The organism is Metabacillus crassostreae (assembly GCF_016908395.1).
In the GTDB taxonomy this organism is placed as follows: Bacteria; Bacillota; Bacilli; order Bacillales; family Bacillaceae; genus Metabacillus; species Metabacillus crassostreae.
Window position 1 is genome coordinate 1 of record NZ_JAFBDU010000008.1, and the last position, 24,780, is coordinate 24,780.

Annotated in this window: 27 protein-coding genes and 1 riboswitch; of the genes, 3 read left to right on the forward strand and 24 right to left on the reverse strand. The window is 34.9% G+C overall.

Annotated features, from left to right (window positions below):
- Positions 1–136: 136 nt before the first annotated feature.
- The 20 genes from sufB to JOC75_RS18875 form a co-directional block, all read right to left on the reverse strand.
- Positions 137–1,534: a Fe-S cluster assembly protein SufB gene (gene sufB, locus JOC75_RS18780; RefSeq protein WP_204955530.1), complete on the reverse strand. Its 1,398-nt coding sequence runs from the start codon at positions 1,532–1,534 to the stop codon at positions 137–139.
- A 40-nt stretch (positions 1,535–1,574) separates the two neighbouring features.
- On the reverse strand, positions 1,575–2,012 hold the full coding sequence (sufU, locus tag JOC75_RS18785) for a Fe-S cluster assembly sulfur transfer protein SufU (RefSeq protein WP_204955531.1): 438 nt from the start codon (positions 2,010–2,012) through the stop codon (positions 1,575–1,577).
- Positions 2,005–3,222, reverse strand: a complete 1,218-nt coding sequence (locus JOC75_RS18790) for a cysteine desulfurase (RefSeq protein WP_204955532.1) — start codon at positions 3,220–3,222, stop codon at positions 2,005–2,007. The genes sufU and JOC75_RS18790 overlap by 8 nt, the downstream gene beginning before the upstream one ends.
- Positions 3,222–4,523: a Fe-S cluster assembly protein SufD gene (sufD, locus tag JOC75_RS18795; protein WP_204955533.1), complete on the reverse strand. Its 1,302-nt coding sequence runs from the start codon at positions 4,521–4,523 to the stop codon at positions 3,222–3,224. The genes JOC75_RS18790 and sufD overlap by 1 nt, the downstream gene beginning before the upstream one ends.
- Before the next feature lie 21 nt (positions 4,524–4,544).
- Complete coding sequence (gene sufC, locus JOC75_RS18800) at positions 4,545–5,330, reverse strand: Fe-S cluster assembly ATPase SufC (protein ID WP_204955534.1); 786 nt, start codon at positions 5,328–5,330, stop codon at positions 4,545–4,547.
- Between the two features lie 580 nt (positions 5,331–5,910).
- Positions 5,911–6,051 carry a YuzK family famiily protein gene (locus JOC75_RS18805; RefSeq protein ID WP_204955731.1) on the reverse strand — a complete coding sequence of 47 codons (141 nt, stop codon included), beginning with the start codon at positions 6,049–6,051 and terminating at the stop codon, positions 5,911–5,913.
- Between the two features lie 282 nt (positions 6,052–6,333).
- Complete coding sequence (locus JOC75_RS18810; RefSeq protein WP_146948439.1) at positions 6,334–6,702, reverse strand: carboxymuconolactone decarboxylase family protein; 369 nt, start codon at positions 6,700–6,702, stop codon at positions 6,334–6,336.
- Between the two features lie 140 nt (positions 6,703–6,842).
- Positions 6,843–7,685, reverse strand: coding sequence for a MetQ/NlpA family ABC transporter substrate-binding protein (locus JOC75_RS18815; RefSeq protein ID WP_204955535.1), 843 nt, complete (start codon positions 7,683–7,685; stop codon positions 6,843–6,845).
- Positions 7,686–7,697: 12 nt separating this feature from the next.
- Positions 7,698–8,366, reverse strand: a complete 669-nt coding sequence (locus JOC75_RS18820; RefSeq protein ID WP_204955536.1) for a methionine ABC transporter permease — start codon at positions 8,364–8,366, stop codon at positions 7,698–7,700.
- Positions 8,359–9,384, reverse strand: coding sequence for a methionine ABC transporter ATP-binding protein (locus JOC75_RS18825; protein WP_204955537.1), 1,026 nt, complete (start codon positions 9,382–9,384; stop codon positions 8,359–8,361). Before JOC75_RS18825 ends, JOC75_RS18820 begins: the two co-directional genes overlap by 8 nt.
- 85 nt (positions 9,385–9,469) lie before the next feature.
- Positions 9,470–9,576, reverse strand: a riboswitch (SAM riboswitch).
- Positions 9,577–9,994: 418 nt separating this feature from the next.
- Positions 9,995–11,308 carry an O-acetylhomoserine aminocarboxypropyltransferase/cysteine synthase family protein gene (locus JOC75_RS18830; protein ID WP_204955538.1) on the reverse strand — a complete coding sequence of 438 codons (1,314 nt, stop codon included), beginning with the start codon at positions 11,306–11,308 and terminating at the stop codon, positions 9,995–9,997.
- Between the two features lie 319 nt (positions 11,309–11,627).
- Positions 11,628–11,948 carry a hypothetical protein gene (locus tag JOC75_RS18835; RefSeq protein WP_204955539.1) on the reverse strand — a complete coding sequence of 107 codons (321 nt, stop codon included), beginning with the start codon at positions 11,946–11,948 and terminating at the stop codon, positions 11,628–11,630.
- Positions 11,949–12,068: 120 nt separating this feature from the next.
- Positions 12,069–12,371 (reverse strand): thioredoxin family protein, encoded by a 303-nt coding sequence (locus tag JOC75_RS18840; protein ID WP_204955540.1) that lies wholly within the window; start codon positions 12,369–12,371, stop codon positions 12,069–12,071.
- Between the two features lie 23 nt (positions 12,372–12,394).
- Entirely contained in the window at positions 12,395–12,742 is a 348-nt protein-coding gene (locus tag JOC75_RS18845) for a toprim domain-containing protein (RefSeq protein ID WP_146948001.1), read from the reverse strand.
- Positions 12,743–13,073: 331 nt separating this feature from the next.
- Positions 13,074–13,310, reverse strand: coding sequence for a YusG family protein (locus JOC75_RS18850; protein ID WP_204955541.1), 237 nt, complete (start codon positions 13,308–13,310; stop codon positions 13,074–13,076).
- 59 nt (positions 13,311–13,369) lie between these two features.
- Positions 13,370–13,753 (reverse strand): glycine cleavage system protein GcvH, encoded by a 384-nt coding sequence (gene gcvH / locus JOC75_RS18855; RefSeq protein ID WP_204955542.1) that lies wholly within the window; start codon positions 13,751–13,753, stop codon positions 13,370–13,372.
- Positions 13,754–13,886: 133 nt separating this feature from the next.
- The gene (locus JOC75_RS18860) at positions 13,887–14,246 is read right to left on the reverse strand and encodes an arsenate reductase family protein (RefSeq protein ID WP_204955543.1); all 360 of its coding nucleotides are present in this window, start codon (positions 14,244–14,246) and stop codon (positions 13,887–13,889) included.
- A gap of 253 nt (positions 14,247–14,499) precedes the next feature.
- Entirely contained in the window at positions 14,500–16,284 is a 1,785-nt protein-coding gene (locus JOC75_RS18865; RefSeq protein ID WP_204955544.1) for an acyl-CoA dehydrogenase family protein, read from the reverse strand.
- A gap of 251 nt (positions 16,285–16,535) precedes the next feature.
- Positions 16,536–17,711 (reverse strand): acetyl-CoA C-acetyltransferase, encoded by a 1,176-nt coding sequence (locus JOC75_RS18870; RefSeq protein WP_204955545.1) that lies wholly within the window; start codon positions 17,709–17,711, stop codon positions 16,536–16,538.
- Between the two features lie 123 nt (positions 17,712–17,834).
- Positions 17,835–20,219, reverse strand: a complete 2,385-nt coding sequence (locus JOC75_RS18875; protein WP_204955546.1) for a 3-hydroxyacyl-CoA dehydrogenase/enoyl-CoA hydratase family protein — start codon at positions 20,217–20,219, stop codon at positions 17,835–17,837.
- A 188-nt stretch (positions 20,220–20,407) separates the two neighbouring features.
- Between JOC75_RS18875 and JOC75_RS18880 the strand changes: the two genes are divergently transcribed.
- Complete coding sequence (locus JOC75_RS18880) at positions 20,408–20,563, forward strand: YuzL family protein (RefSeq protein WP_146947987.1); 156 nt, start codon at positions 20,408–20,410, stop codon at positions 20,561–20,563.
- A gap of 423 nt (positions 20,564–20,986) precedes the next feature.
- On the opposite strand, the gene JOC75_RS18885 is transcribed toward JOC75_RS18880, so the two are convergent.
- Entirely contained in the window at positions 20,987–21,904 is a 918-nt protein-coding gene (locus tag JOC75_RS18885) for a proline dehydrogenase family protein (RefSeq protein ID WP_204955547.1), read from the reverse strand.
- A gap of 313 nt (positions 21,905–22,217) precedes the next feature.
- On the opposite strand from JOC75_RS18885, the gene JOC75_RS18890 reads away from it, so the two are divergent.
- Both JOC75_RS18890 and JOC75_RS18895 read left to right on the forward strand, forming a co-directional pair.
- Entirely contained in the window at positions 22,218–22,499 is a 282-nt protein-coding gene (locus JOC75_RS18890; RefSeq protein ID WP_204955548.1) for a hypothetical protein, read from the forward strand.
- A 13-nt stretch (positions 22,500–22,512) separates the two neighbouring features.
- Positions 22,513–22,860: a spore coat protein gene (locus JOC75_RS18895; protein ID WP_204955549.1), complete on the forward strand. Its 348-nt coding sequence runs from the start codon at positions 22,513–22,515 to the stop codon at positions 22,858–22,860.
- Between the two features lie 67 nt (positions 22,861–22,927).
- Here JOC75_RS18895 and JOC75_RS18900 read toward each other — a convergent pair whose 3' ends face one another.
- The 3 genes from JOC75_RS18900 to JOC75_RS18910 are packed head-to-tail and all read right to left on the reverse strand — an operon-like array spanning position 22,928 to position 24,764.
- Complete coding sequence (locus JOC75_RS18900) at positions 22,928–23,182, reverse strand: YusU family protein (RefSeq protein ID WP_204955550.1); 255 nt, start codon at positions 23,180–23,182, stop codon at positions 22,928–22,930.
- Between the two features lie 15 nt (positions 23,183–23,197).
- Positions 23,198–23,956 (reverse strand): IucA/IucC family C-terminal-domain containing protein, encoded by a 759-nt coding sequence (locus tag JOC75_RS18905; protein WP_204955551.1) that lies wholly within the window; start codon positions 23,954–23,956, stop codon positions 23,198–23,200.
- Complete coding sequence (locus tag JOC75_RS18910; RefSeq protein WP_204955552.1) at positions 23,949–24,764, reverse strand: ATP-binding cassette domain-containing protein; 816 nt, start codon at positions 24,762–24,764, stop codon at positions 23,949–23,951. The genes JOC75_RS18905 and JOC75_RS18910 overlap by 8 nt, the downstream gene beginning before the upstream one ends.
- Positions 24,765–24,780 lie beyond the last annotated feature (16 nt).

Here is a 24,780-nt window from a genome sequence, read left to right on the forward strand (position 1 = left end):
CATCAAAAATCACCTCAGAATTATTATTACTATTATTTTATATGAAAAAAGACTGTAAACAAACTAGATTTTCGCTAGTTTGTCTACAGTCTGAAGGGACTGACATTTTTGTCAGTCCCTTTTCATTATATTAATATTATCCGATTGAACCTTCCATTTCGAACTTGATTAGACGGTTCATCTCAACTGCATATTCCATTGGAAGTTCTTTTGTAAATGGCTCGATGAAGCCCATTACGATCATTTCAGTTGCTTCTTCCTCTGAAATACCACGGCTCATTAGATAGAATAATTGTTCTTCTGATACTTTAGAAACCTTAGCTTCATGCTCAAGAGAGATATTATCGTTCATGATTTCATTATATGGAATTGTGTCTGATGTAGACTGGTTATCCATAATAAGTGTATCACATTCGATATTTGATCTTGCTCCATCTGCTTTACGACCAAAGTGTACAATTCCTCTATATGTTACTTTACCACCTTGTTTAGAGATAGATTTAGAAACAATAGTAGAAGACGTATTTGGTGCTAAGTGAATCATTTTTGCACCTGCATCCTGATGCTGACCTTTACCTGCAATTGCAATAGATAAAGTCATACCACGTGCACCTTCTCCTTTAAGGATAACCGCAGGGTATTTCATTGTCAGTTTAGATCCGATGTTTCCATCAATCCATTCCATTGTAGCATTTGCTTCACAAACAGCACGCTTTGTAACTAAGTTAAACACGTTGTTTGCCCAGTTTTGAATTGTTGTATAACGGCAATAACCGCCATCCTTAACAATGATTTCAACAACTGCACTGTGTAAAGAGTTTGTTGTATAAACTGGTGCTGTACATCCTTCAACATAATGAACATGTGCGCCTTCATCAACAATAATAAGTGTACGCTCAAACTGACCCATATTTTCAGAGTTAATACGGAAATAAGCTTGTAATGGCGTATCAACTTTAATACCTTTAGGTACATAGATGAATGAACCACCAGACCATACAGCTGAATTCAATGCAGAAAATTTATTATCAGTAGGTGGAATGATTTTTCCAAAGTGCTCACGGAAAATATCTTCATCTTCTTTTAACGCTGTATCTGTATCTTTGAAAACTATACCAAGATCTGTAAGATCTTGTTTCATGTTGTGATAAACAACTTCTGATTCGTATTGAGCTGATACACCGGCCAAGTATTTTTGTTCTGCTTCTGGAATACCAAGTTTATCAAATGTATTTTTGATTTCCTCTGGTACTTCATCCCATGAACGTTCAGACTTTTCTGACGGCTTTACATAATACGTAATTTCATCAAAATTAAGTTCTGCCATATCACCGCCCCATTGAGGCATTGGCATGTTATAGAAATGCTCTAGAGATTTCAAACGAAAATCTAGCATCCATTGTGGTTCATCTTTCATGCGAGAAATTTCCTCAACGATTTCTTTCGTTAATCCTCGCGCTGAACGGAAGATGGAAACATCTTTGTCAGCAAACCCATATTTATAATCGCCGATTTCAGGTGCTTTTTTTGCCATCTACATTCACTCCTATTCATTTAGATTTAAGGATTTCTCCTTATTCGTTACTATTATTAACGCCCTTTTCCATAGCCTTCCAAGCTAATGTGGCACATTTAATTCGAGCTGGAAATTTTGCAACACCCTGCAGTGCTTCAATATCTCCTAAATCTATATCCTCATCATACTCTTTCCCAAGCATCATATTAGAGAAAATTTCAGAAAGCTTTAATGCTTTTTCAAGTGATTTCCCCTTAATAGCTTGAGTCATCATTGACGCAGATGACATTGATATCGAGCAGCCTTCTCCTTCAAACTTCGCATCCTTTACAACATCATCTTCAATATCTAGTGTAAGGCGAATGCGATCACCACAGGTAGGGTTATTCATATCAATTGTTAAACTATCATCAAGAATACCTTTATTTCTAGGATTCTTATAATGATCCATAATGACTTGACGGTACAGTGTGTCAAGATTAACATGATTAGACATTACTGAAGTACTCCTTTGTTTTAATGATACCAGCAACTAGTTTATCAATTTCTTCTTCTGTATTATACAGATAAAAACTAGCTCTAGCTGTAGCAGAAACTTTTAGCCACTTCATTAAAGGCTGTGCACAATGATGACCTGCACGAACAGCAATCCCTTCAGCATCTAAAACCGTTGCAACATCATGTGGGTGTACATCCTCAATATTGAAGGTTACTAATCCTGCACGATGCTTAGGTCCATAAATTGTTAAACCTTCTACTTGACTCATTTTATCCATAGCATATTGTGCAAGCTTATGCTCATGAGCTTCAATGTTCTCTAAACCAACTTGCTCTAGAAAATCTATTGCGGCACCAAGTCCGATAGCACCAGCAATAATTGGTGTTCCAGCTTCAAACTTCCATGGAAGCTCTTTCCATGTTGATTCTTGTAAGCCTACAAAATCGATCATTTCTCCACCAAATTCTACTGGCTCCATTTTCTCAAGAAGCTGCTTTTTACCGTATAAAGCACCAATCCCTGTAGGACCACCCATTTTATGGCCTGAAAATGCGAAGAAGTCACAATCTAAATCTTGAACATCAATCTTCATATGTGGAGTACTTTGTGCTCCATCAACAGCCATAATCGCTCCGTGCTTGTGGGCAATTTCAGCAATTTCTTTGATTGGGTTGATTGTACCAAGAACATTTGAAACCTGCATAACAGACACAATTTTCGTTTTTGATGTGACTGTTTCTTCAACATCCTTTAAATCAATTGTTCCGTCTTCTTGTAGAGGGATATATTTCAAAGTAGCTCCCGTTAGTTTCGCTACTTGTTGCCAAGGAATAACATTTGCATGATGCTCCATATAAGTGATCACAATTTCATCACCTTTTTTCACATTCGCTAAGCCATAACTTTGGGCAACTATATTTAATGCAGTTGTCGCACCACGAGTAAAGATAATTTCTTGAGTAGACTTTGCCCCAATAAATTTTCTTACCTTTTCACGCGCGCCTTCATAACCATCAGTAGCTCTTGTACCTAATGTATGCACTCCTCTGTGAACATTAGAATTATATTCACGATAATAAGTAGATAATGCATCAATTACAGCTAGTGGCTTTTGAGAGGTAGCAGCGCTATCTAGGTAGACTAAGTCTCGACCGTTCACCTGTTGATCAAGGATAGGAAAGTGTTTTCGAATATCAACGATATCCATTATTGAACTTTCCTTTCAATAACCTCAACTAGTTGCTTTTTCACACCTTCAATTGGAAGCACTTTTACAACAGGTGCCAAGAAACCATGAATAACAAGGCGCTCTGCTTCTACTTTTGTAATTCCACGACTCATCAAGTAATAAAGCTGTAATGGATCAACACGACCAACAGATGCAGCATGTCCTGCTGTTACGTCATCTTCGTCAATTAAAAGGATTGGATTTGCGTCACCACGAGCTTTTTCACTTAACATTAAAACGCGTGATTCTTGAACTGCATTGGATTTAGAAGCACCATGCTCAATTTTCCCAATACCGTTAAAGATAGATGAAGCACTATCCTTCATAACACCATGCTTTAAAATATAGCCTTCAGAGTTTTTACCAAAATGAACAACCTTAGTTGTGAAATTTTGTTTTTGCTCTCCACGACCAACAACAACAGATTTAGTATCACCGTAAGAGCCATCGCCCATAAGATTCGTCACATTTTCAGAAATCGTGTCGCCATCATTCATTAAGCCAAGTGCCCATTCAATTCTAGCATCACGTCCTGCTACACCGCGACGGTTAACATAAGTTGTAATTCCTTTATCTAATGTATCAACAGCACCATATGTTACACGAGCATTTGTATTTGCAAATACTTCAGTGATAATATTGAATACTCCTTCAACATCCGTAACAGTAGAAATATAGTTTTCTACATATGTTAATGAACTATTATCATCAGCTACAACGATTACGTGATTGAATAATGTCGTATTTGGATTATCATGAACAAAAATGGTTTGAATAGGTTCAGAAACCTCAACATTTTTTGGAACATATACGAATACTCCACCATTTAACAGTGCTGCATGTAAAGCTGTTAAACGATGTTCATCAACCTTTACACCATCTGTCATAAAGTATTTTTTTACTAAATCCGAATGCTCACTTGCCGCAGTATGAATATCAGTAAAAATAACACCCTTATCCTTTAGTTCACTTGAAAGTGATGTATATGCAGGTGTGTTATTTACTTGTACATATAAATTATTATTTGTTGACTCAACATCTACTAAAGCTTTTACATCATCATGTAATTCATCTAAGGAATTTAATTTATCACTTTTAACCACATGCTCGTTAAATTGAGTAAAATTCCATTTATCAATTTTCGTTTTATCCGGTCTTGGCATTGGAAGATCCTCAACTTTAACAAGAGCTTGTAAGCGAAGATCTGTAAGCCAATCCGGTTCTCCAAGCTGCTTAGAATAGCTTGAAACATAATCCTGATTGAAAGTTTTCGTTTCCATACGTCTTACCTCCCCTTACGCTTAAGCTTCTTGCCCAACAGTTTCGTCATCAATACCTAGTTCTTGTTTAATCCAATCATAACCTTCTGCTTCAAGTCTTTGTGCTAATTCAGGACCGCCCGATTTCACAACACGACCTTGCATCATAACGTGTACTTTATCAGGTGTAATATAGTTTAATAAACGCTGATAGTGAGTGATCATTAAACATCCAAATTCATCGTTTCTCATTTTATTAATACCTTTTGCAACTACTTTTAACGCATCAATATCAAGACCTGAATCAATTTCATCTAAGATCGCAATTTTTGGTTCAATCATCATTAACTGAAGAATTTCATTGCGTTTTTTCTCTCCACCTGAGAATCCTTCATTTAAATAACGCTGTGCCATGTCCGGATCCATTTCAAGCTCTTCCATGTTTGCATCCATTTTACGAATAAATTTCATTAATGAAATCTCTTCGCCTTCCTCACGACGAGCATTAATAGAAGAACGTAAGAAATCAGCATTTGTTACACCACTAATCTCACTTGGGTATTGCATAGCTAAGAAAAGACCTGCGCGTCCACGCTCGTCTACTTCCATTTCAAGAACATCTTCACCATCAAGTGTGATACTACCTTTTGTTACTTCATACTTCGGGTGTCCCATTATTGCAGATGATAATGTTGATTTACCTGTTCCGTTTGGTCCCATAATTGCATGGAACTCTCCGCCGTTTATTTCAAGATTTACACCTTTTAAAATTTCTTTGCCATCAATTTCAACGTGTAAATCCTTAATGATTAATGTAGAACCTGCCATGACTATACCTCCATAATATATAAAGTTTACTAATTCTCATTTTATTCTCATTCTAATATTATAACAAATGAAAAGTGAACACAACCTTTTGAGATCATGTCGATTAATGTCTACTAATAAACACATCTTAAAAAGACCCTGAAACTTCAAGCATATCTAAGTTTGACACTTGTTTTATGTTATGCTCTTTTCATAAATAATGTTTCTATCATATGTATATAGAGAAATTAGCTTTTTCTACTATATAACATAATGCTAAACGATTCTACTTTCTCAGCCTAGTTTATTTTTTGCTTTTAATAGAAAATCATGCTACTTAATTATTTAGAAAGAATTTACAAATTCCCATTTTATCTAAAGGCAGTTTTCGCAAACTTTGTTGCTTATAAATTACCCGAAGAAATCAGCATTGTATTAAGTCTAGTGGCATCTTACCATCACAAAATAGTAGCCTTTATGCGAAAATATACTGTTTTTACTGCATATTAGGGTTACATAGCAACAATCTTTAGAAAAGAGACTATCTAAAAGAAAAAACCAGCCATATCATTGACTGGTTTTTTGCGAATATATACGGTATTTATCTATGCATTTTTCTCTCAATATCTGCATGAATTAATTGACTCTTACGATATTCTTCTTCTCGACTTTTCTCAATTTCCATTCTTTTATCATGCTTCATTGCATATTCAGCATAACCTACACCATGGCTTTGATGCATTGCCTTTTCCATTTCTGTTGTGTAGTTAAGATCTAGAATTTCTTGATTCGATTGAATAATGAACCAATCCTTTCAGCTTATTATTTATTATGGTAATAAGCTTATCAAGAATATTCAAACTACTCAAAGCTCGTAAGATTATGTGACAAACGATAAAGAGTTATATTCGTGCAATATCCGGGCTCAAATAAGAGATATGCAAAATTCCTCGAATTTCCTCATGTATTCTTCTAGTTATCATTTTTTTAAGCTATTTTACAAATTTATTCTCGTGAAACAGTACTACTGTTTTAATTGATTTAGCTCTACAATACATTCTTGTACAAGAGTTACAGCCTGACTCATAGCTGCTCCACCACCAAACGCTGCAGTAACACCAATTGTTTCCAAGATTTCCTCTTCGTTAGCTCCATTGTCTAAGCAGCCTTTTGTATGATAAATCATACAATATTCGTCTTGAGCATTTATCGCAATACCTAGAGCAATCAAATGCTTTTCCTTTTTAGAAAGAGTTCCTTCCATAAAACAAGCTTCAGTAAAAGCATTATAATGGCTCGCAATTTCAGGCATTTTTTGAGTAAATAAACCTAATCCACTTTTATATTCGTGTAAAGCAGCTTCTGTTGAATTTCTTGGTTCAAAATGTTCCATATTATCAAGCAGCTCCTCTTCATAATTTTCATCAGTTTTTAGTATGCATATTTCATCTGATAGTATACGAAGGTCCTAATTTATTGCATAAAAAAATGAAGGTGTAAAATGCACCTTCATTTCAGTATTATATATATCGTTTATTCATTTACAGGTAAAACTGATCCTGGATATTTAGTGTTAATAAAATCTTTGATTTCTTCTGATTTTAAAACTTCAACTAAAGTTTTAATTTCTTCTTTATCTTCGTCACCTTTTTTAACAACAACAATATTAGCGTAAGGATTATTTTCGCCTACTTCTAATGCAATTGCATCTTCTGCAGGATTTAAACCAGCTGCTAAAGCATAGTTACCATTGATAATAACAGCATCACCTTCGTTGTTTTCATACGCACTTGCTAACATTTCAGGTGCAACGCTGTCTTCGATCACTACATTCTTCTTATTTTCTACAATATCATCTTGTGTAGCATTGATTTTTTCAACACTTTCATCTAACTTGATTAACCCTTTTTCTTCTAGAAGAGCTAACACACGACCCATTTCAGCAACGTTGTTACTTATAATAATTTTTGCACCTTCTGGTAGCTCTTCAATAGATTTATAATCATTTGAATATACACCGAATGGCTCTATATGAATAGCACCTACATTTTGTAGATCAAAATCGTTTTCTTTGTTCGCATTATCTAAATAAGGTACATGTTGGAAATAATTCGCATCAAGATCACCTGCTGCTAATGCAGGATTTATTAATGGATAATCAGAAAATTCTTCTATATCAAGTTCAATTCCTTTTTCAGCTAATAACGGTTTTGCTTCTTCTAAGATTTCTGCATGAGGAACAGTTGTCGCCCCAATTTTTATTGTTTTTGCTTGGTCATTACCTTCACTAGCCTCATTTACTTCATTTTCTCCACCACAAGCAGCTAAAACAACAGCTAAGCTTGCTAATACTATTGATAAAATTAATTTTTTCATCAAATTTTCCTCCTAACGTTTGTCTATCATTTTTACTATAATATCTCCAATAAATTGGATGATAAAAACTATGATTAAAATAAAGATCGTTGCAATAATTGTGACTTCAAAATTATTACGCTGGAAACCTTCACGATAAGCAAGATCTCCTAAGCCACCTGCACCTACTACACCAGCCATAGCTGTATAACCAACTAAAGCAATCGCAGTTACAGTTATACCTGAAACGATTGCAGGCATTGACTCTGGCAAGAGGACCTTCCACATAATTGTAGAGGTTTTAGCACCCATTGATTTTGCAGCCTCAATAACACCTTTATCAACTTCTCGTAAAGCAAGTTCTACCATTCTAGCATAGAAAGGTGCAGCACCAATAATCAAAGCTGGAAGTGCAGCATCAGCACCTAATATAGTACCCATCACAAGTTTAGTAAATGGTAAAAGCAGAATAACTAAAATAATGAACGGAATCGAACGAAAAATATTTACTATACCGGAAAGCACTGTGTTTAGTACACGGTTATCCCATATATTTCCCTTAGCTGTTAAAAATAATAAAAGACCTAAAATAATACCAAGTATAAATGTAATAGCTACTGAAATACCTGTCATATAAACTGTTTCGTAAGTAGCTTCCCAAACCTTTTCCCATTTAACATTAGAGAGAGCTGTATCAAGCATTCACCAGCACCTCCACTTCTACTTCATGTTCTTTAATGAATGTAACTGCTCGTTCAACCTCATTTGTCTCACCATCTACATGCAAAAACAAAGTACCATATGAGCCATTTTGCGTTTGTGAGATTTTCCCTTGAAGAATATTTACTTCAATATCAAAGGCTCTAATGATGTTTGTTATTAAAGGCAGTTCAGTTCCTTTACCTACAAATGTAAGCTGGAGAACTTTTCCTGAGTCGTAATTTTCTAGCAAATGACTTATTGCATCTTTCGTTTCATCTGGTTCAGATATCTGTTTTACAAACCTTTTTGTAATGCTTTCTTTAGGATGTTTAAATACATCAAGTACATTACCTTGTTCAACAACCTCACCATTTTCCATTACTGCGACACGATGGCAGATTTTACGGATAACATGCATTTCATGTGTGATCAGCACAATCGTTAAACCTAGGCGTTCATTAATATCTACAAGCAAATCTAAAATCGAATCAGTTGTTTCTGGATCAAGTGCTGAAGTAGCTTCATCACATAACAAAACTTTAGGATTATTTGCTAATGCCCTAGCAATTCCAACACGTTGTTTTTGTCCACCACTTAGTTGAGCAGGATAGGCATCTTCTCTTCCTTGTAAACCTACTAATTTAATTAATTCATCAACTCGTTTTTTTCGCGCATTACTTTTCACTCCAGCAATTTCTAACGGAAACGCAATATTTTCTCTAACCGTTCGAGACCACAATAAATTGAAATGTTGAAAAATCATACTAATCTCTTGGCGGGCTTTTCTTAATTTCACACCACTTATTGCATTAATTTGGCTTCCGGCTACATGAACTTCTCCACTAGTTGGTTTTTCTAAACCGTTTAATAGTCGAATTAATGAACTTTTTCCGGCACCACTATAGCCAATTATTCCGAAAATTTCACCTTTAGTTATCTCTAAGTTAACGTTATTAACTGCTGTTACATGACCTGTTTTTGTTTCGTAGGTTTTATTTAAAGATTTTAATGAAATCATAATGTCACCTTCTTTCTTATTTCTCGCTTTAGGAAATTAAAAAACCTTTCTGCTCATGAGCAGAAAGGCATAATAAAAGACCTTTCTCTCATCTTACAAAGCAATAGCTTTGTGTGAATTGGCACCATTTCAACAATTGTTGATGGTTGCCGGGTTTCATAGGGCACTTCCCTCCACCTCTCTTGATAAGAGACAAACATATATAATTAAGTTTCAAATAGTTTTATCGACTCATTTGTAAATACGAGTGTGATTGTATCACGTGATTTTTAGTACTGTCAATTAATATTAATCACATTTAAAAAAGATTGATTATTCAAATTAATCACTATATTGAGATAGTTACAAGTTAGATCCTATAAAAATAAAACTTACTAAGATTATTGAAGAAGTCATACAAAAAGACGAATAAATCTAAAATCAGTTAAGCTTTTAAAGAAACTAGTTCGTTCCTTTGCGCTACAGACACTCGTGTTCCACAAGTTCTTAAAAATAGTATGGATATTCAAAAATCTATTGAAGACGATATATAAAAACCCGAACTATTAGGCGAATGATAATTAAAATATCACCTAATAATTCGGGTTTTTCATTACTTAATTACTTATGCTTATGAATGTACTTGCTCAAGACCCTTAACACCTGTTGCTTTATATATTGCTTGATCGAGATCTTCAATTAAATCTTGAATATGTTCAATACCAACTGATAATCGAATTAAGTCTTCTGTAACACCTGATTTTATTAGGTCCTCTTTATTTAATTGCTGATGTGTTGTACTAGCAGGGTGAATGATTAAGCTTTTTGCATCTCCCACATTAGCAACATGTGACCATAATTCAATATTGTTTATTACATTTGCACCGGATTCTCTTCCACCTTTAATACCGAATACGATAACTGACCCTGCACCGTTAGGAAGATATTTTGCAGATAGCTCCTTAGCTGGATGATTTTCACTTTCAGGATATAGCACCCATTCTACAGCTGGATGCTTCTCTAAATATTCAACCATATTTCTAGCATTAGAAACATGTTCTTTCATACGTACATGAAGGGTTTCCAAACCTAGAGTAAATTGAAAGGAATTGTATGGACTTATAGCAGGTCCTAAGTCTCTTAACAATTGAACTCTTGCTTTAACAATATATGCTTGTTCCCCTAAGGCATCTGCGTAAACTAAATCATGATAACTAGGATCAGGTGTTGTAAACCCAGGAAATTTTGGACTATTCCAATCAAATTTCCCTCCATCTACAATAATACCTCCAAGTGTTGTTCCATTACCTAATAACCATTTTGTAGCAGAATGCACAACAATATCGGCACCATGCTCAATTGGTCTGCATAAGTAAGGAGTTGCAAATGTATTATCAACGATTAATGGGATTCCAGCTTCATGGGCAATTGCAGCAACTGCCTCAATATCTAATACATCTAAACTAGGATTGCCGATTGTTTCAGCAAAAATAGCCTTGGTATTCGGCGTTATAGCAACACGAAAATTTTCCGGATTTTTCGGATCAACAAATGTTGTGTTGATCCCATATTTAGGTAATGTATTTGCAAAAAGATTATATGTACCACCGTATAATGTGGAAGCAGAAACAATCTCGTCGCCTGCTCCAGCGATATTTAATATCGAAAGTGTAATCGCTGCCATTCCACTCGCAACAGCTAAGCTCCCAACACCACCCTCTAGTTGTGCAATTCTTTCCTCAAAAACAGTTGATGTTGGATTATGAATTCTTGTATATATGTAACCAGGCTCTTTGAGTCCAAATAGGTTTGCTGCATGCTCAGTATTATCAAATAAATAAGCATTCGATTGATAAATAGGCACAGATCTTGCACCTGTCATAGAATCTTTCTTTAACCCACCATGAATTGTTACAGTTTCAGGACGATATTGCTTTTCTGACATATGAATTCCTCCCATATTAATAAAGATAAAAATATGTCTGCTATGCTGTCAGGTTTGCTTATGTAAGATTCTGTCTATTCAGACAACTATAATATTAAACGATTTCATAGACCATGTCCAAGTTAATTTGGCTTTTCAATATTATTTGTAGCCAGCCAATCGTTAAAAATGAATTGAGACCTAATGTTAAACCTATTTGTTTCATATGACAGTATTAGAGATTGTTTTCTATTTGAAGTCATTGAAGGGGAATAAAGTGACAGACACTTGACAACAAAGGGTGAAGTAGGAAGAAAGCAAGTGTCTGGGAGAAAAAAAGTTAACTTAGCTTTAACATAGCATCTACCTTTAAAAAGTTTCTGTAGGAACCTTTTATTTGTATTTCTCCAAATGAACTCATTTGCTTTAAACTATATTTATTCATTAATACATCATCCACATATGTGTCAGATCCTTCTATGTAAAAATCAATATTATCTGGATTACTTTTTAATAAATTTGCTCCATTACTTGTGAACTCAATATAATAGCATGTACTACTTTGGGTAGATTTTAATTCTATTATTAATGATTGTTTTAATAAGGTAGATAACACATATTTTTTACTGTTTATTTTTTCGATGAACGTATAGATAGACAAAAAGATTCCCCCAATATAAATAAAGCTATATAATAACTTCATTTAATATCGAGGAAATCCTTTATAAATAAGTCGACAGTTTCTGCCCTACTTTGAATATTTCCCAAGAAATATGTCAGATTAACTCTGATATTGCTTTAATAAATCATGTAGATATCCTACGGATTGAAAAGCATATACCCTTTCCTTAAGAATACCGTCTTTATAAACAAGTAAGCACGGAACACTTTCAATTCCCATTTCTTTCGCTTCATTAGGAAAATAATTAAGGTTTACTGCGAAAATGTCAGATTGTACAAGTTCATTTACAACCGTTAACATTTTTCGTGCAATTTGACAGGTCCCACACATAGGTGTGTACAAATATAAAATCATGATTCCATTTTCACTTATAGTTAGCTGTTTTTCATTCCATTCAATCATTGCAGTTAAGATTATTCACCTTTCTAAAGGAATTTCGCATCAACATCAATATTTGCACTTAATAGAACCGATGCAACATGATGGTCTGGAGCTGTAGCAACTTCTCTATAAGTTCTATCTATATAGATGTGTGATGCCTCTGGAAATTCTCTTTTAAATTGCTTTCGCAGCCGATCCCCCGCATCATCTGAATCGACTAAAATATAAACATCCTTTAATAACAATTCATCAATTAATTCATCCATTTTTGATAAACTGATTGTGCCATTTGTACAAATTATTTCAATGGATTCATTAAGTACATTTAACACTTTCTTCTTATCTGATTTTCCTTCAACAATCAACACTTTTTCAACCTCAACTAACGACATGTGCATCACCTGTTTTAGTAGTAAAGAATCTTTCTATACTCTATTCGATTTGTCGAGGTTGTTTCCCTTTATTTTAATGTTTTTATAAGACTTTTCCTAAAAAATTGTTGCTATTTATTCAATACATTAAAATTCCAATTCAAGTTGAGCAACAAATTAAGAAAATCGCCCTTAAAAAGAAGGCTCAGTTATCCGTTAACAAAGCCAAAATTAAAATATTAAGAAAAACGACCACAATTATTATTTAATTTAAAGATATAACGCCTTATATCACTTAATAATAAACATGCATTTGGTTGTAAAAAGAGCAGTGGAAAAAGATTCCACTGCTTTAGCACCAGCCGTTTTCATAATCGCAATCAACATACTTTTGATCTTGCCCTGTAAGGACGTCTGCGATTTGATAAAAACGGCTGTTATCGAATAGATAACCTTGTTTTAAGTCATAGTCATTCTCAGCTATCATCTGACCAATTTTCTCTTTTTCGAGATAAAGATTTAATTGTCCATCACCAAATTTACCTACAACTCTGTCAGTAATATCTAAGTGTTTCTTTTCTATAGACAATATGAACAGCCTCCTTTATCTACTAGTAGGGTGCCCAAACTTCAATATAAAATGCTACATTAGTCTTCTTTTGTCATTTCTGCATATTGTTCAGCAGTCATTAAATTTTCTACATCAGCTGCATTCGAAGGTTCAATAACAACCATCCATGCTTTTTCATAAGGAGATTCATTAACAAATTCTGGACTATCATCAAGATCTTCATTGATCTCTACAACTTTCCCACTAATTGGTGCATAAAGCTCTGAAACCGTTTTAACGGATTCTACACTTCCGAATGGCTCGTCCGCTTTAATTTCATCCCCAACCTCTGGTAATTCAACAAAAACGATATCACCTAATTCAGATTGTGCAAAATCTGTAATACCAATACGCACCTTTTCTCCTTCTACTTTTACCCATTCATGTTCTTCTGAATAACGAAGTTCTTTTGGTGTGTTCATACTATTACCTCCTAGTTAGAAAAGATTTTCCAATTATTTAATCATCAAAATGTATAAAGACTAGTATCAACCGATCTTTTTGAGATAATCAATACTGTTGTACCAGTTTATAACAAAATGTGCAAGAACTTCTTTATTTTGTCCAAGTACCCTCAAATTGATCTTCTTTAAACCCTACTGTTACACGATCTTGTCCGACAGTAATTGGTCGTTTAATAAGCATGCCATCCGAAGATAATAGCTCGAGCATCTCATCTTCAGTCATAGTTGCCAGTTTATCTTTTAAACCAAGCTGACGGTATTTTTGACCACTTGTGTTAAAGAATTTTTTGATTTCTAATCCACTTTTTCTGTAAATAGAATTTAGCTCTTCCTTAGAAGGTGGATTTTCAACAATATGTATTTCATTTACTTCAATATTTTGATCTTCTAGCCACTTTTTTGCTTTACGACATGACCCACATTTTGGGTACCAATAAAAATCTAATGACATCCCCATTTCACCACCTATTCAATAAATGACTTTTCAATTAATCTTATCATAATCACATATAGAATCCTAATTAGAAATGTACTTATTTGTTGGCTTTGTTTAACTTTGTTGTTGATTTGCGTTACAGGCTTTCTCTTTCCGCGATCTTGATCATAATCAAGTAATTAGGAATTAGCGTTGAACTTTACCTAGTTAACTTAAAATTACATAGTAAAGAAGGGACTGAAATACATCAGCCCCTTTCTTGGAAATCTTATGCTAAATATGCATTTTTATCGATAATTGCTGCAGCAATTTCTCTCTTCTTGCCAATCACATTAATTGGTGTATGTCTTGTAAATTTACGCAGAGCTGATATCATCATGCGTAAAGAATCTCCTGATTCAATTGCAATTAATGATTCTTTTGCATGAGCCTCAATTTCATTGAATGCTTCTTGACAATATACTTGAGTATACAATAATTTTTGTTTGTTTTTCTCTTCACCTGATTTGGCAATTGCTTTTTCTGTACGAAGGATTGCAGATTCCATCGCATATACATTGCTGACAATATCAGCTATATTCACTAAGACCTCTTGCTCTTTTTGTAGTTCTTTACCATATTTTTGTGCAGCAAGACCAGCTATTAATACACCAATTTTCTTTGCATTTTTAAGAAGATATTTTTCTTGTTCTAAAGTACCATCGCCAACTTCTTCTGGCATAAGCATCATTAATTCCTCTTGTAGGCTTTGAGCCTTTTGGAATAATGGCAGTTCACCCTTCATTGCTTTTCGTAAATATGTTCCTGGTACTAACAGACGATTAATTTCATTTGTTCCTTCAAATATACGATTAATACGTGAATCACGGTAAACACGCTCTACTTCATATTCAGCCATAAAACCGTAGCCTCCATGAATTTGCACACCTTCATCCACAACATAATCTAATGTTTCAGAGCCGAATACTTTATTTAACGAACATTCAATTGCATACTCAGCTATTGAGTTTGCAACTTCTTTTCCATCCTTAATTTCTTCATCTGATAAGCGACTCATTCGATCTTCAAAAAGACCAACCGTACGATACACTGAGCTTTCCATCGCATATGTTTTTGCTGCCATATTCGCTAGTTTCTCTTGGATTAAAGAGAAGCTAGAGATTGGAGTTTTGAACTGCTGACGTTGATTCGCATATTGTACTGACACATCAATAATTCGCTTAGAGCCACCAATTGTTCCGACTGCTAATTTATAGCGTCCTATATTTAAAATATTAAATGCAATCACATGCCCTTTACCAAGTTCACCTAATAAATTTTCTTTTGGTACTAACGCATCTTCTAAAATAAGTGTTCTAGTAGAAGATCCTTTAATACCCATTTTCTTTTCTTCAGGTCCTGTTGATACACCAGGGTATTCTTTTTCAACGATAAATGCAGAGAAGTGCTCTCCATCAACCTTTGCATATACAACAAAAACATCAGCAAAACCAGAGTTTGTAATCCACTGCTTTTCGCCATTTAATACATAATGTGTACCCTCTGCATTTAATTTTGCAGTCGCTCTAGCACCAAGGGCATCTGAACCAGAATTTGGCTCAGTTAAAGCATATGCTGCTAGCTGTTCACCGGACGCTAAACCAGGTAGGTATTTATGTTTTTGCTCTTCATTACCAAATAATACGATTGGCAATGATCCAATTCCAACATGTGCTCCAAATGATAGAGAAAAACTCCCTCCACGTGAGATTTTTTCTGTAATTAATGCTGAGCTAATTTTATCAAGACCAAATCCGCCATATTCCTCAGGAACATCTGCTCCTAATAAACCTAACTCTCCTGCTTGCTTTAAAAGTTTAACAGATTTATCAAACTGGTGATTTTCGATATCCTCAAGATGTGGTAGGACTTCATTTACAACAAAATCCTCTGTTGTTTTTGCAATCATTTTATGTTCATCAGTGAAATCCTCAGGTGTGAAAATTCGATCATAAGAAATATCTTCTATTAAAAAGCTACCACCTTTAATAACTGAATCAGTTGTTTTTGACATGATAATTCCCCCATTTTTGTTAATATTTTTCCGTTATAATTCTAACTTCATTAACTTGGTTGTTGATTTCCGTTCCAGGCATTCGCTTTCCGCGGGCGGTCAGGTAGCCTCCTCGGAGCAAGCTCCTGCGGGGTCTCCCTTAGACGCGCTGCTCCCGCAGGAGTCTCATGCCTTCCACTACAATCAACAAATTGGTAAAAATTAATATTGAGCATTAACAAAGCCTAAACTTCCCCTCAATTAAGCTACAATTATAGTAATTCAAATACACCAGCAGCACCCATTCCGCCACCAATACACATTGTAACAACCCCAAATTGTTCATTACGACGCTTCATTTCATGAATAAGTGACAGAGTTAATTTTGCACCAGAACAGCCTAGTGGATGACCAAGCGCAATAGCTCCACCGTTCACATTTACTTTGTCTTCATCTAGTCCAAGCTCACGAATGACTTGAATAGATTGTGATGCAAATGCTTCATTAAGTTCAAATAAACCGATATCTGATAACTCTAGTCCTGCATATTTTAATGCTAACGGAACAGCTGCAACAGGTCCTATCCCCATTATTTCAGGTGGTACACCAGCAACTGCAAATGAACGGAATTTCACCATTGGTTTATAACCCAGTGATTGAGCTTTTTCTCGGTCCATAAGCATAACAGCAGCTGCTCCATCACTTGTTTGAGAGGAATTCCCTGCAGTTACCGAACCTTTAACTGAAAAAGCTGGCTTTAATTTCGCAAGAATCTCTGCTGTTGTATTTGCTCGAACTCCTTCATCTTGACTAAATTGAATCATTTTTTCTTGAAGCTTATGATCAGCACCTACAGTTCGCAGTGGTACATCAACAGAAACAATTTCTTCACTAAACTTTCCTTCTTGAATAGCATTAGCGGCCCGCTGGTGACTTCTTACTGCAAAGGCATCTTGATCTTCACGAGAAATTCCGTACTTTCGTGCAACCTCTTCAGCTGTATGTCCCATACCCATATAGTATTCTGGCGCTTCTTCTGCTAATTTAGCATTCGGTCTGACAACATGCCCCATCATTGGGACAAGGCTCATTGATTCTGCTCCACCAGCTATTGCGGTATCCGTGTTACCTAGCATGATTTTTTCTGCTCCATAAGCAATACTTTGTAAACCCGAAGAGCAGTAACGGTTAATTGTAATAGCTGGAATTGTATGTGGAAGTCCTGCTAATGCACCGATATTTCTAGCCATATTAAGACCCTGTTCAGCTTCAGGCATTGCACACCCGATAATTAGATCATCAATATTCCCCTCATAATTTCCTGCTCTCTTTAACGTTTCTTTTACTACTAATGCACCGAGATCATCAGGACGAACATTTGCTAATGTACCTTTTTTAGCTCTACCTACAGGTGTTCTAGCACCTGTTACAATGACTGCTTCACGCATTCACCAAACCTCCCCTTCAATTCACTGTTATCTTAAAAGATCCTATTGCTCTAGTTTTAGGTAGTGTAGCTGTTTAACTGCACTACCCATAGTACTTGCTAGCTTCATTACTTTTTTAGATGATTAATTTCTTAACGGCTTTCCTTTAACAAGCATGTGTTGCATACGTTGTTGTGATTTAGCTTCTGCAACAAGACTCAAGAATGCCTGTTTTTCCAAGTCTAACAAGTATTGTTCATCAACCTCTGTTCCAAATGGGACTTTTCCACCTGCTATAACAAAGGCTAGCTTTTTAGCAATCTTTAAATCATGCTCTGAAATATAGCCCGATAAATGCATTGATTGTGCACCAAGCAATAATGTTGCATAACCTGTTTCACCAACTACTGGTACCTTTTTTCTCACCGGTGGCTGGTATCCGTTGTCGTATAGCGATATTACACGTTGCTTTGCGTCAAATAATAAGTGATCACCGTTCACACTAATATGGTCATTATTATTTAAAAATTGACTTTTTCTAGCTTCAGCAGCTGAAGTTGACACCTTAGCCATAGCAATTGTCTCAAACACTTTATTTGCAACAGCTTGAAGATCAAAATCTGAACCTTTTGGCATATTATTAAGCTGTTTAATATAAAGCTCTTTATTGCCTCCACCACCAGGAATTAGACCTACGCCAACTTCTACTAAGCCCATATATGTTTCACTAGATGCTTGTATACTGCTCGCTGGCAAGCAAATTTCAGCTCCTCCACCTAAAGTCATACCAAATGGTGCGGCAACAACTGGTTTTTCACTATATTTAATTTTCATCATCGCTTGCTGGAAATGACGAACAACCATATCAATTTCGAAAATATTATCATCTTGGGCTTCCATTAAAATCATGCCAAGATTAGCTCCTACACAGAAGTTTTTACCTTGATTTCCGATCACAAGTCCTTTATAGCTTTTCTCAACCTCATCAATAGCGAAATTAATCATTTGGATGATATCTAACCCAATTGCATTACTTTGGGAATGAAATTCTAATAAAGCTACACCATCACCTAAGTCAATGAAACTTGCACCACTATTTTTCTTAATTACTCCATTAATTTCTTTATATGTTTTAAGATTGATTATCTTTGGATTTTGTATAACTTGTCGATACTCACCATTGTTATAGAAAAACAACACACCATTTTCTTTACGATAAAATGTTTCATTGCCTTTTGAGAGCATTTCTTTAACCCATGCAGGTACTTCAATTCCACTTTGCTCTATTACATCAACTGATTTTGCAACGCCTATTGCATCCCATAATTCAAAGGGTCCTATTTCCCAGCCGAAGCCCCACTTCATTGCTTGATCGATCGCTACTATATCATCAGCTATCTCGCCGAGTAATTCTGCAGAATAAACAAGTGTTGGAATTGTAATTCCTCTTAACAAATCCCCTGCACGATCATCTGAATATATAAGCGCTTTCAATTTGTTTTGTAATCCTTTTGCTTGTTTCGCCATTTCAATCGAGGCTGATTTAAGCTTTTTCTTTTCTTCATATTCAAATGTTTCTGGATTTAGTTCAAGAATTGTTTTACCTTCTTTTTTATAAAAACCTTGACCACTTTTACTGCCTATCCAACCATTATCAAGCATTTTTTTCAGTAATGCTGGAATTTCAAATACATCTTTCTCTTTCCCATCAACTTGGTCATATACATTTTTAGCAACATGTGCAAAGGTATCTAACCCAACAACATCAAGAGTTCTAAATGTTGCACTTTTAGGTCTGCCAATTAGAGGACCTGTTAGAGAATCAACTTCACCAACGCTATATCCACCTTTAAGCATTTCTTGAACAGTAACTAATAACCCATACGTTCCAATTCGATTAGCGATAAAGTTTGGTGTGTCCTTCGCCTCAACAACACCTTTACCAAGTACATCTTCACCATATTTTTTCATAAAAGCTAAAACTTCTGCATCTGTATCCTTCGTAGGAATAACTTCTAGTAGCTTTAAGTATCTTGGTGGATTAAAGAAATGTGTTCCGAGAAAATGCTTTCTAAAGTCTTCTGATCTACCTTCAGCCATTGCTTCAACTGAAATTCCTGATGTATTTGAGCTTATAATACTTCCTAATTTTCTATGTTTATCGACCTCAGTAAACACTTTTTGTTTAATTTCCAGGTTCTCTACAACAACCTCTATAACCCAATCGACTTCAGAGAGTCGATGCATATCGTCTTCAAAATTCCCTACTTCAATACGCTCTAAATGACTTTTATCTGTTAATGGAGCAGGCTTCTGCTTTAATAATTTTTGAGCAGAAACAGCTGCAATTCTATTTCTTACAGCTTTATCTTCAAGTGTTAGTCCTTTTTTCACTTCGTCTTCATTCAATTCACGTGGCACAATATCTAAAAGTAATACAGGAATACCGATGTTTGCTAAATGTGCTGCAATTCCAGAGCCCATCACCCCAGAACCTAGTACAGCAGCTCTCTTAATCCGCTGGATCATACTTCTTCCCCCTTAATTTGAATGAATACTCATTCATTTTTCTCCCAAAAAAAATGAACACTTGCGAATGAGTTCCTCTATTACTAATATAAGATATTTTGAAGATTTTCTCAATAGCTTTATTATATTTTTTACTAAATAATAAGATTCACCTTTGGAAAAGCTATATTTCTAGGAGGTGATTTGTAATGGCACGTTTAAAAAAATCCCCATCAAAAGCTGGTGTAAGTGCGGCAAGTGTTAAAGGAAATGCTGGTCCAACTGTTGAAAAAGCTGGTGGTGGCAAACGCACTAGTCAAAATCAACAATATAAGCAGCATAATATGGGTAATGACAATTTATAAATTATTGATAACATGAAATTTTAAAGAGACTGGACATAAGTATTTAAGCTAATGATAAACCCGAAATATTAGGAGATATGTCAATTAATTATTCGCCTAATATTTCGGGTTTTAATTTCTTACTTCGATAGATTTTTTGATTTTGCATACTATTTTTAAGAACTAGTGGAATGGAGTGGAAGACATTTGACTCCTGCGGGTGCAGAGGAAAGGCTGAGACCCCACAGGCGCTTGCGCCGAGGAGGCTTAGCTTCCTCCCCGGCGAATCTTATGTCTGCAGCGCAATGGAACGCACTTGTTTCTTTCAACTTAACTGAATTTAGATTTATTCGTCTTTTTATATGTCATCTTTAATTATGTCCCAGCCTCGTTTTAGATAAAATATTATCTCCATGCAAAAATCAATTTGATTCAGTTTTCCAGCTACTTCCGGAAAATCCCCTTTACAACAAATGCTACATTAGCTGGTCTTTCTGCCATTCTTCTCATAAAATAACCATACCAATCATCACCATAAGGTACATATACTCGAACCTGGTAGCCTTCTTTTACAAGCTCAAGCTGCTTTTCAGATCTAATTCCATAAAGCATTTGAAATTCATATTGATACTTAGGGATATTATATTCTTTAACCAAGCTTTTCGTATAGTCGATAATCTCATCATCATGTGTTGCAACAGCAGTAAAATTTCCATTTAATAAATGCATCTTTATGATATGTTTAAAATTTTCATCAACAGCTGCCTTTTCTGGAAATGCCACTTTGGCTGATTCTTTATAAGCACCCTTTACAAGTCTTAAATTTGCTTTATATTCATTTAACTCATCCATATCATAAACTGTTCGATATAAGTAAGCTTGAACAACAGTGCCAATATTGTCATATTCTTTTTTTAGCTGCTTAAAAATAGAAAGAGTTTTTTCACATCTAGAATGATCTTCCATATCTATTGTGACAAAAATATTATACTTTTGTGCTTCTTTTAGAATTCTTCTCATATTCTCAATAACAATATCTTCAGAAATATCTAAACCCATGGATGTTAGCTTTATCGAGATCTGTGAATGTAAATTTTCTTTTCCTATTGCTTCAATTGTTTTAATACAATGATCTGCCATCTTCTCTGCTTCGTGTTTATCATCAATAAATTCACCTAAATGATCGAGTGTGACGACAAGACCTTGTTTGTTTAATTCTTTTATTACTTTTGTTGCCCGCCCTATCGTATCTCCTGCAACAAATCTTGCAGCTCCAAACTGAAATCCATATTTTTTTGCTAATTTTGTTAATGTTTTATTTCTGGATAAAAACATAAAAGAGTTTCGTAGTAATTTTCCCATATGAAAAACCCTCCCAAACCGTTTTTATTCCTATGGCTAATTTAGATATGGAGGGAATGAAGGTTACTAATAATTACTGGTAGATTTCCTTAGTAGAATATAAAGTATTATCCTTACCCTCTCATTTCGACAAAAAGTAACCGCCTTCATTGTTTCTTTCTTCTTTATTACATCTTTATTCTTCATATGATTACTATATGTTGCTAAGCCTCAGTCGGTTAAGAACAATTTTCGCATAAAGCAGGTTTCAAAGTGGAACGATAAACTGAACTGGATTCTGATAACTCAGATACCAAAATAAGGAGGACACTATATGCAACAACAAAATATGCAACAGCAATCAATGATGCAACAACCACCAAATGTGATTACATCAAAGGATCAGCTTTATTTAACAGACATGTTATCATGGAATCTTTTGGCGATGAAAAAGGCACATTTTTTTGCTGGACAAGTTCAAAATCAAGAGTTAAAAAATCAACTCGAACAAGTAGGACAAATGCATCACAATCATTATCAAAAAATTTTAGCTCACCTTCAAACACAACAACAACAACAACAACAGCCATCATCAGTAGGATCTCAACTTCAATAGGAGTGTGACGAATATGAATAACGATCAAAACCAACAAAAAATCAGCAATGCAGAAACTCAAGTTCAGCAGGGACCAATAATGAATGATCGAGATTTTGTGAACGATCTTTTATCAACTGAAAAATATATGACAGCTTCTTATTCAACTGCGTTAAATGAGGCGAGTCATCAGGCTCTTTATCAGGATATTTTAACGATCTTTAACGAAACACAGCAAAGCCAAAGGGATTTATACAACTTAATGTTTAAAAACGGTTGGTATTCTCTTGAAGCAGCAGATAATCAAAAGCTTCAACAAGCATATCAGAAGCACTCTAATGAGATTCAACAACAATCTCCTTACGGAAATATGCAACAATAAAGATTTAATAAGTGGAGCAATTTTTATGCAAAAATAAAAGAGTAAAGCTCAGATCTATTTATGAGCTTTACTCTTTATTCTTGGCTTCACGATGCTCTTGATTTAAGTGCTTTATTTCATTTATTATATCTTTCAAATTATCTTTTGCATCTGGATATGTAGCATTCCAGTGCTTTGCTAATGGTGGCATAGATTTAGATATATGTGTGTAAAGTGCCCACATTTTCACCTTTTCCTGTAATTCATCTGTTGCTTCTCCTAAAAGAAGCTCTGTATATTTCTCAAGCAGACCTTCAAACTGTTGTATTAATTTAGTATCCAATTTCCCTGTACCTCCCTAGTTATTTGCTGGTTGCTTACATTCAATAGGACATGTTTTACACCGATCACTGTTCTTTGAAGTTAAGTAAAATAAACAACAAGTGGAGCGCTTTCGAATATCATCCTTTTTGGGGTGATAAAATTTTGATAATGGATTTGTATCTTTACAGCCAAACAATTCGGCTGGTGCATTTTCTACGACAAATTGAAAATCCTCTTTTATTCTATCTAATTTTTCATCTTCATATTTGCCTTCTTCTATTATCGATTCATACATCCAAAATATATAAATAGCTGTATTTTCCCATAAAATATTTTTAGTGATTTTTGCTTCCTTAGAAATAGCAGAAACTATTTTTGCTATATTGTATGTAAAAAGTGATTCAATCACACCTGTTCTCCATTCATTTCTGCTTTTTCCTGGAGAGGTTACTTCCAAGTTATCAAAATAAAAGCTTGGAAGCCATATTGGATCTTTTTCATCTGTCTGTAACGATAGATTTGCTAGTGAACTATTTATGCCTTTATTGTATACACTCATTGTATATAGTACGAGAGCTGCTAAAAAGGCATATCTTTTCATAATCATCGAGCCAATTACTTTATGATTCGATGTGTTTAACTTTAATTGAATTTCACTGCTTGCTAAAAGCTTCTGGACATGATCAGGCTTTAATAATGCTTGCCCTGTTATACTAGATTGTGGTGTAGCTTTCTCACAGCTTAATCGATATTTTTTTAACATTTCCATCTCATCAGTTGTTAACCTAGCCATGTGTTACTGCCTCTTTTACAATACATCTGCCACGTCCATGTGGTATACAAAGTGGTGTCCCAAAAAGTGGATCAACAGTTATCTCACAGCTCATTTGAAACACATGTTGAACTAAACTACAACTAATAACTTCTTCAGGTCTGCCTTGTGCAAATATTTTTTGGTCTTTTAACGCAATCAAGTTATGTGCATACCGACAAGCAAGATTTAGATCGTGCAAAACCATGACAATTGTTCGATTTTCCCGTTCATTTAAATCAAAAAGTAAATCTAAAATTTCAATTTGATGTGTCATATCTAAAAAAGTTGTTGGTTCATCTAGTAAAATGATATCTGTTTCTTGCGCTAAAGTCATCGCAATCCAAGCTCGTTGTCTTTGTCCACCTGAAAGTGAATCAACAGGACGCTCAGCTAAATCTACCATACTAGTGGCCTCTAATGCATGTTGTACAGCTTCTTCATCTTCTTTAGACCATTGTTTAAGCCAATTTTGATAAGGATATCTTCCTTGCTTCACAAGCTGAAGAACAGTTAACCCCTCAGGTGCAACTGGACCTTGTGGTAAAATGGCAAGCTGCTTGGCAACTTCCTTTGTAGGTAGCTTTGCGATCGATTGACCTTCTAATAAAATATGGCCAACCTTTGGCTTTAGTAGTCTTGCTAATGAACGTAATAATGTAGATTTTCCACAGCCATTACTTCCAATGAAAACAGTAATTTCTCCTTTAGGAATTTTCACATCTAATTCATTAATAATAATCGTTTCTCCATAAGAAAGAGTGAGCGCATTTGTTTCAATCGCTTCCACTATGAATCGCTCCTTT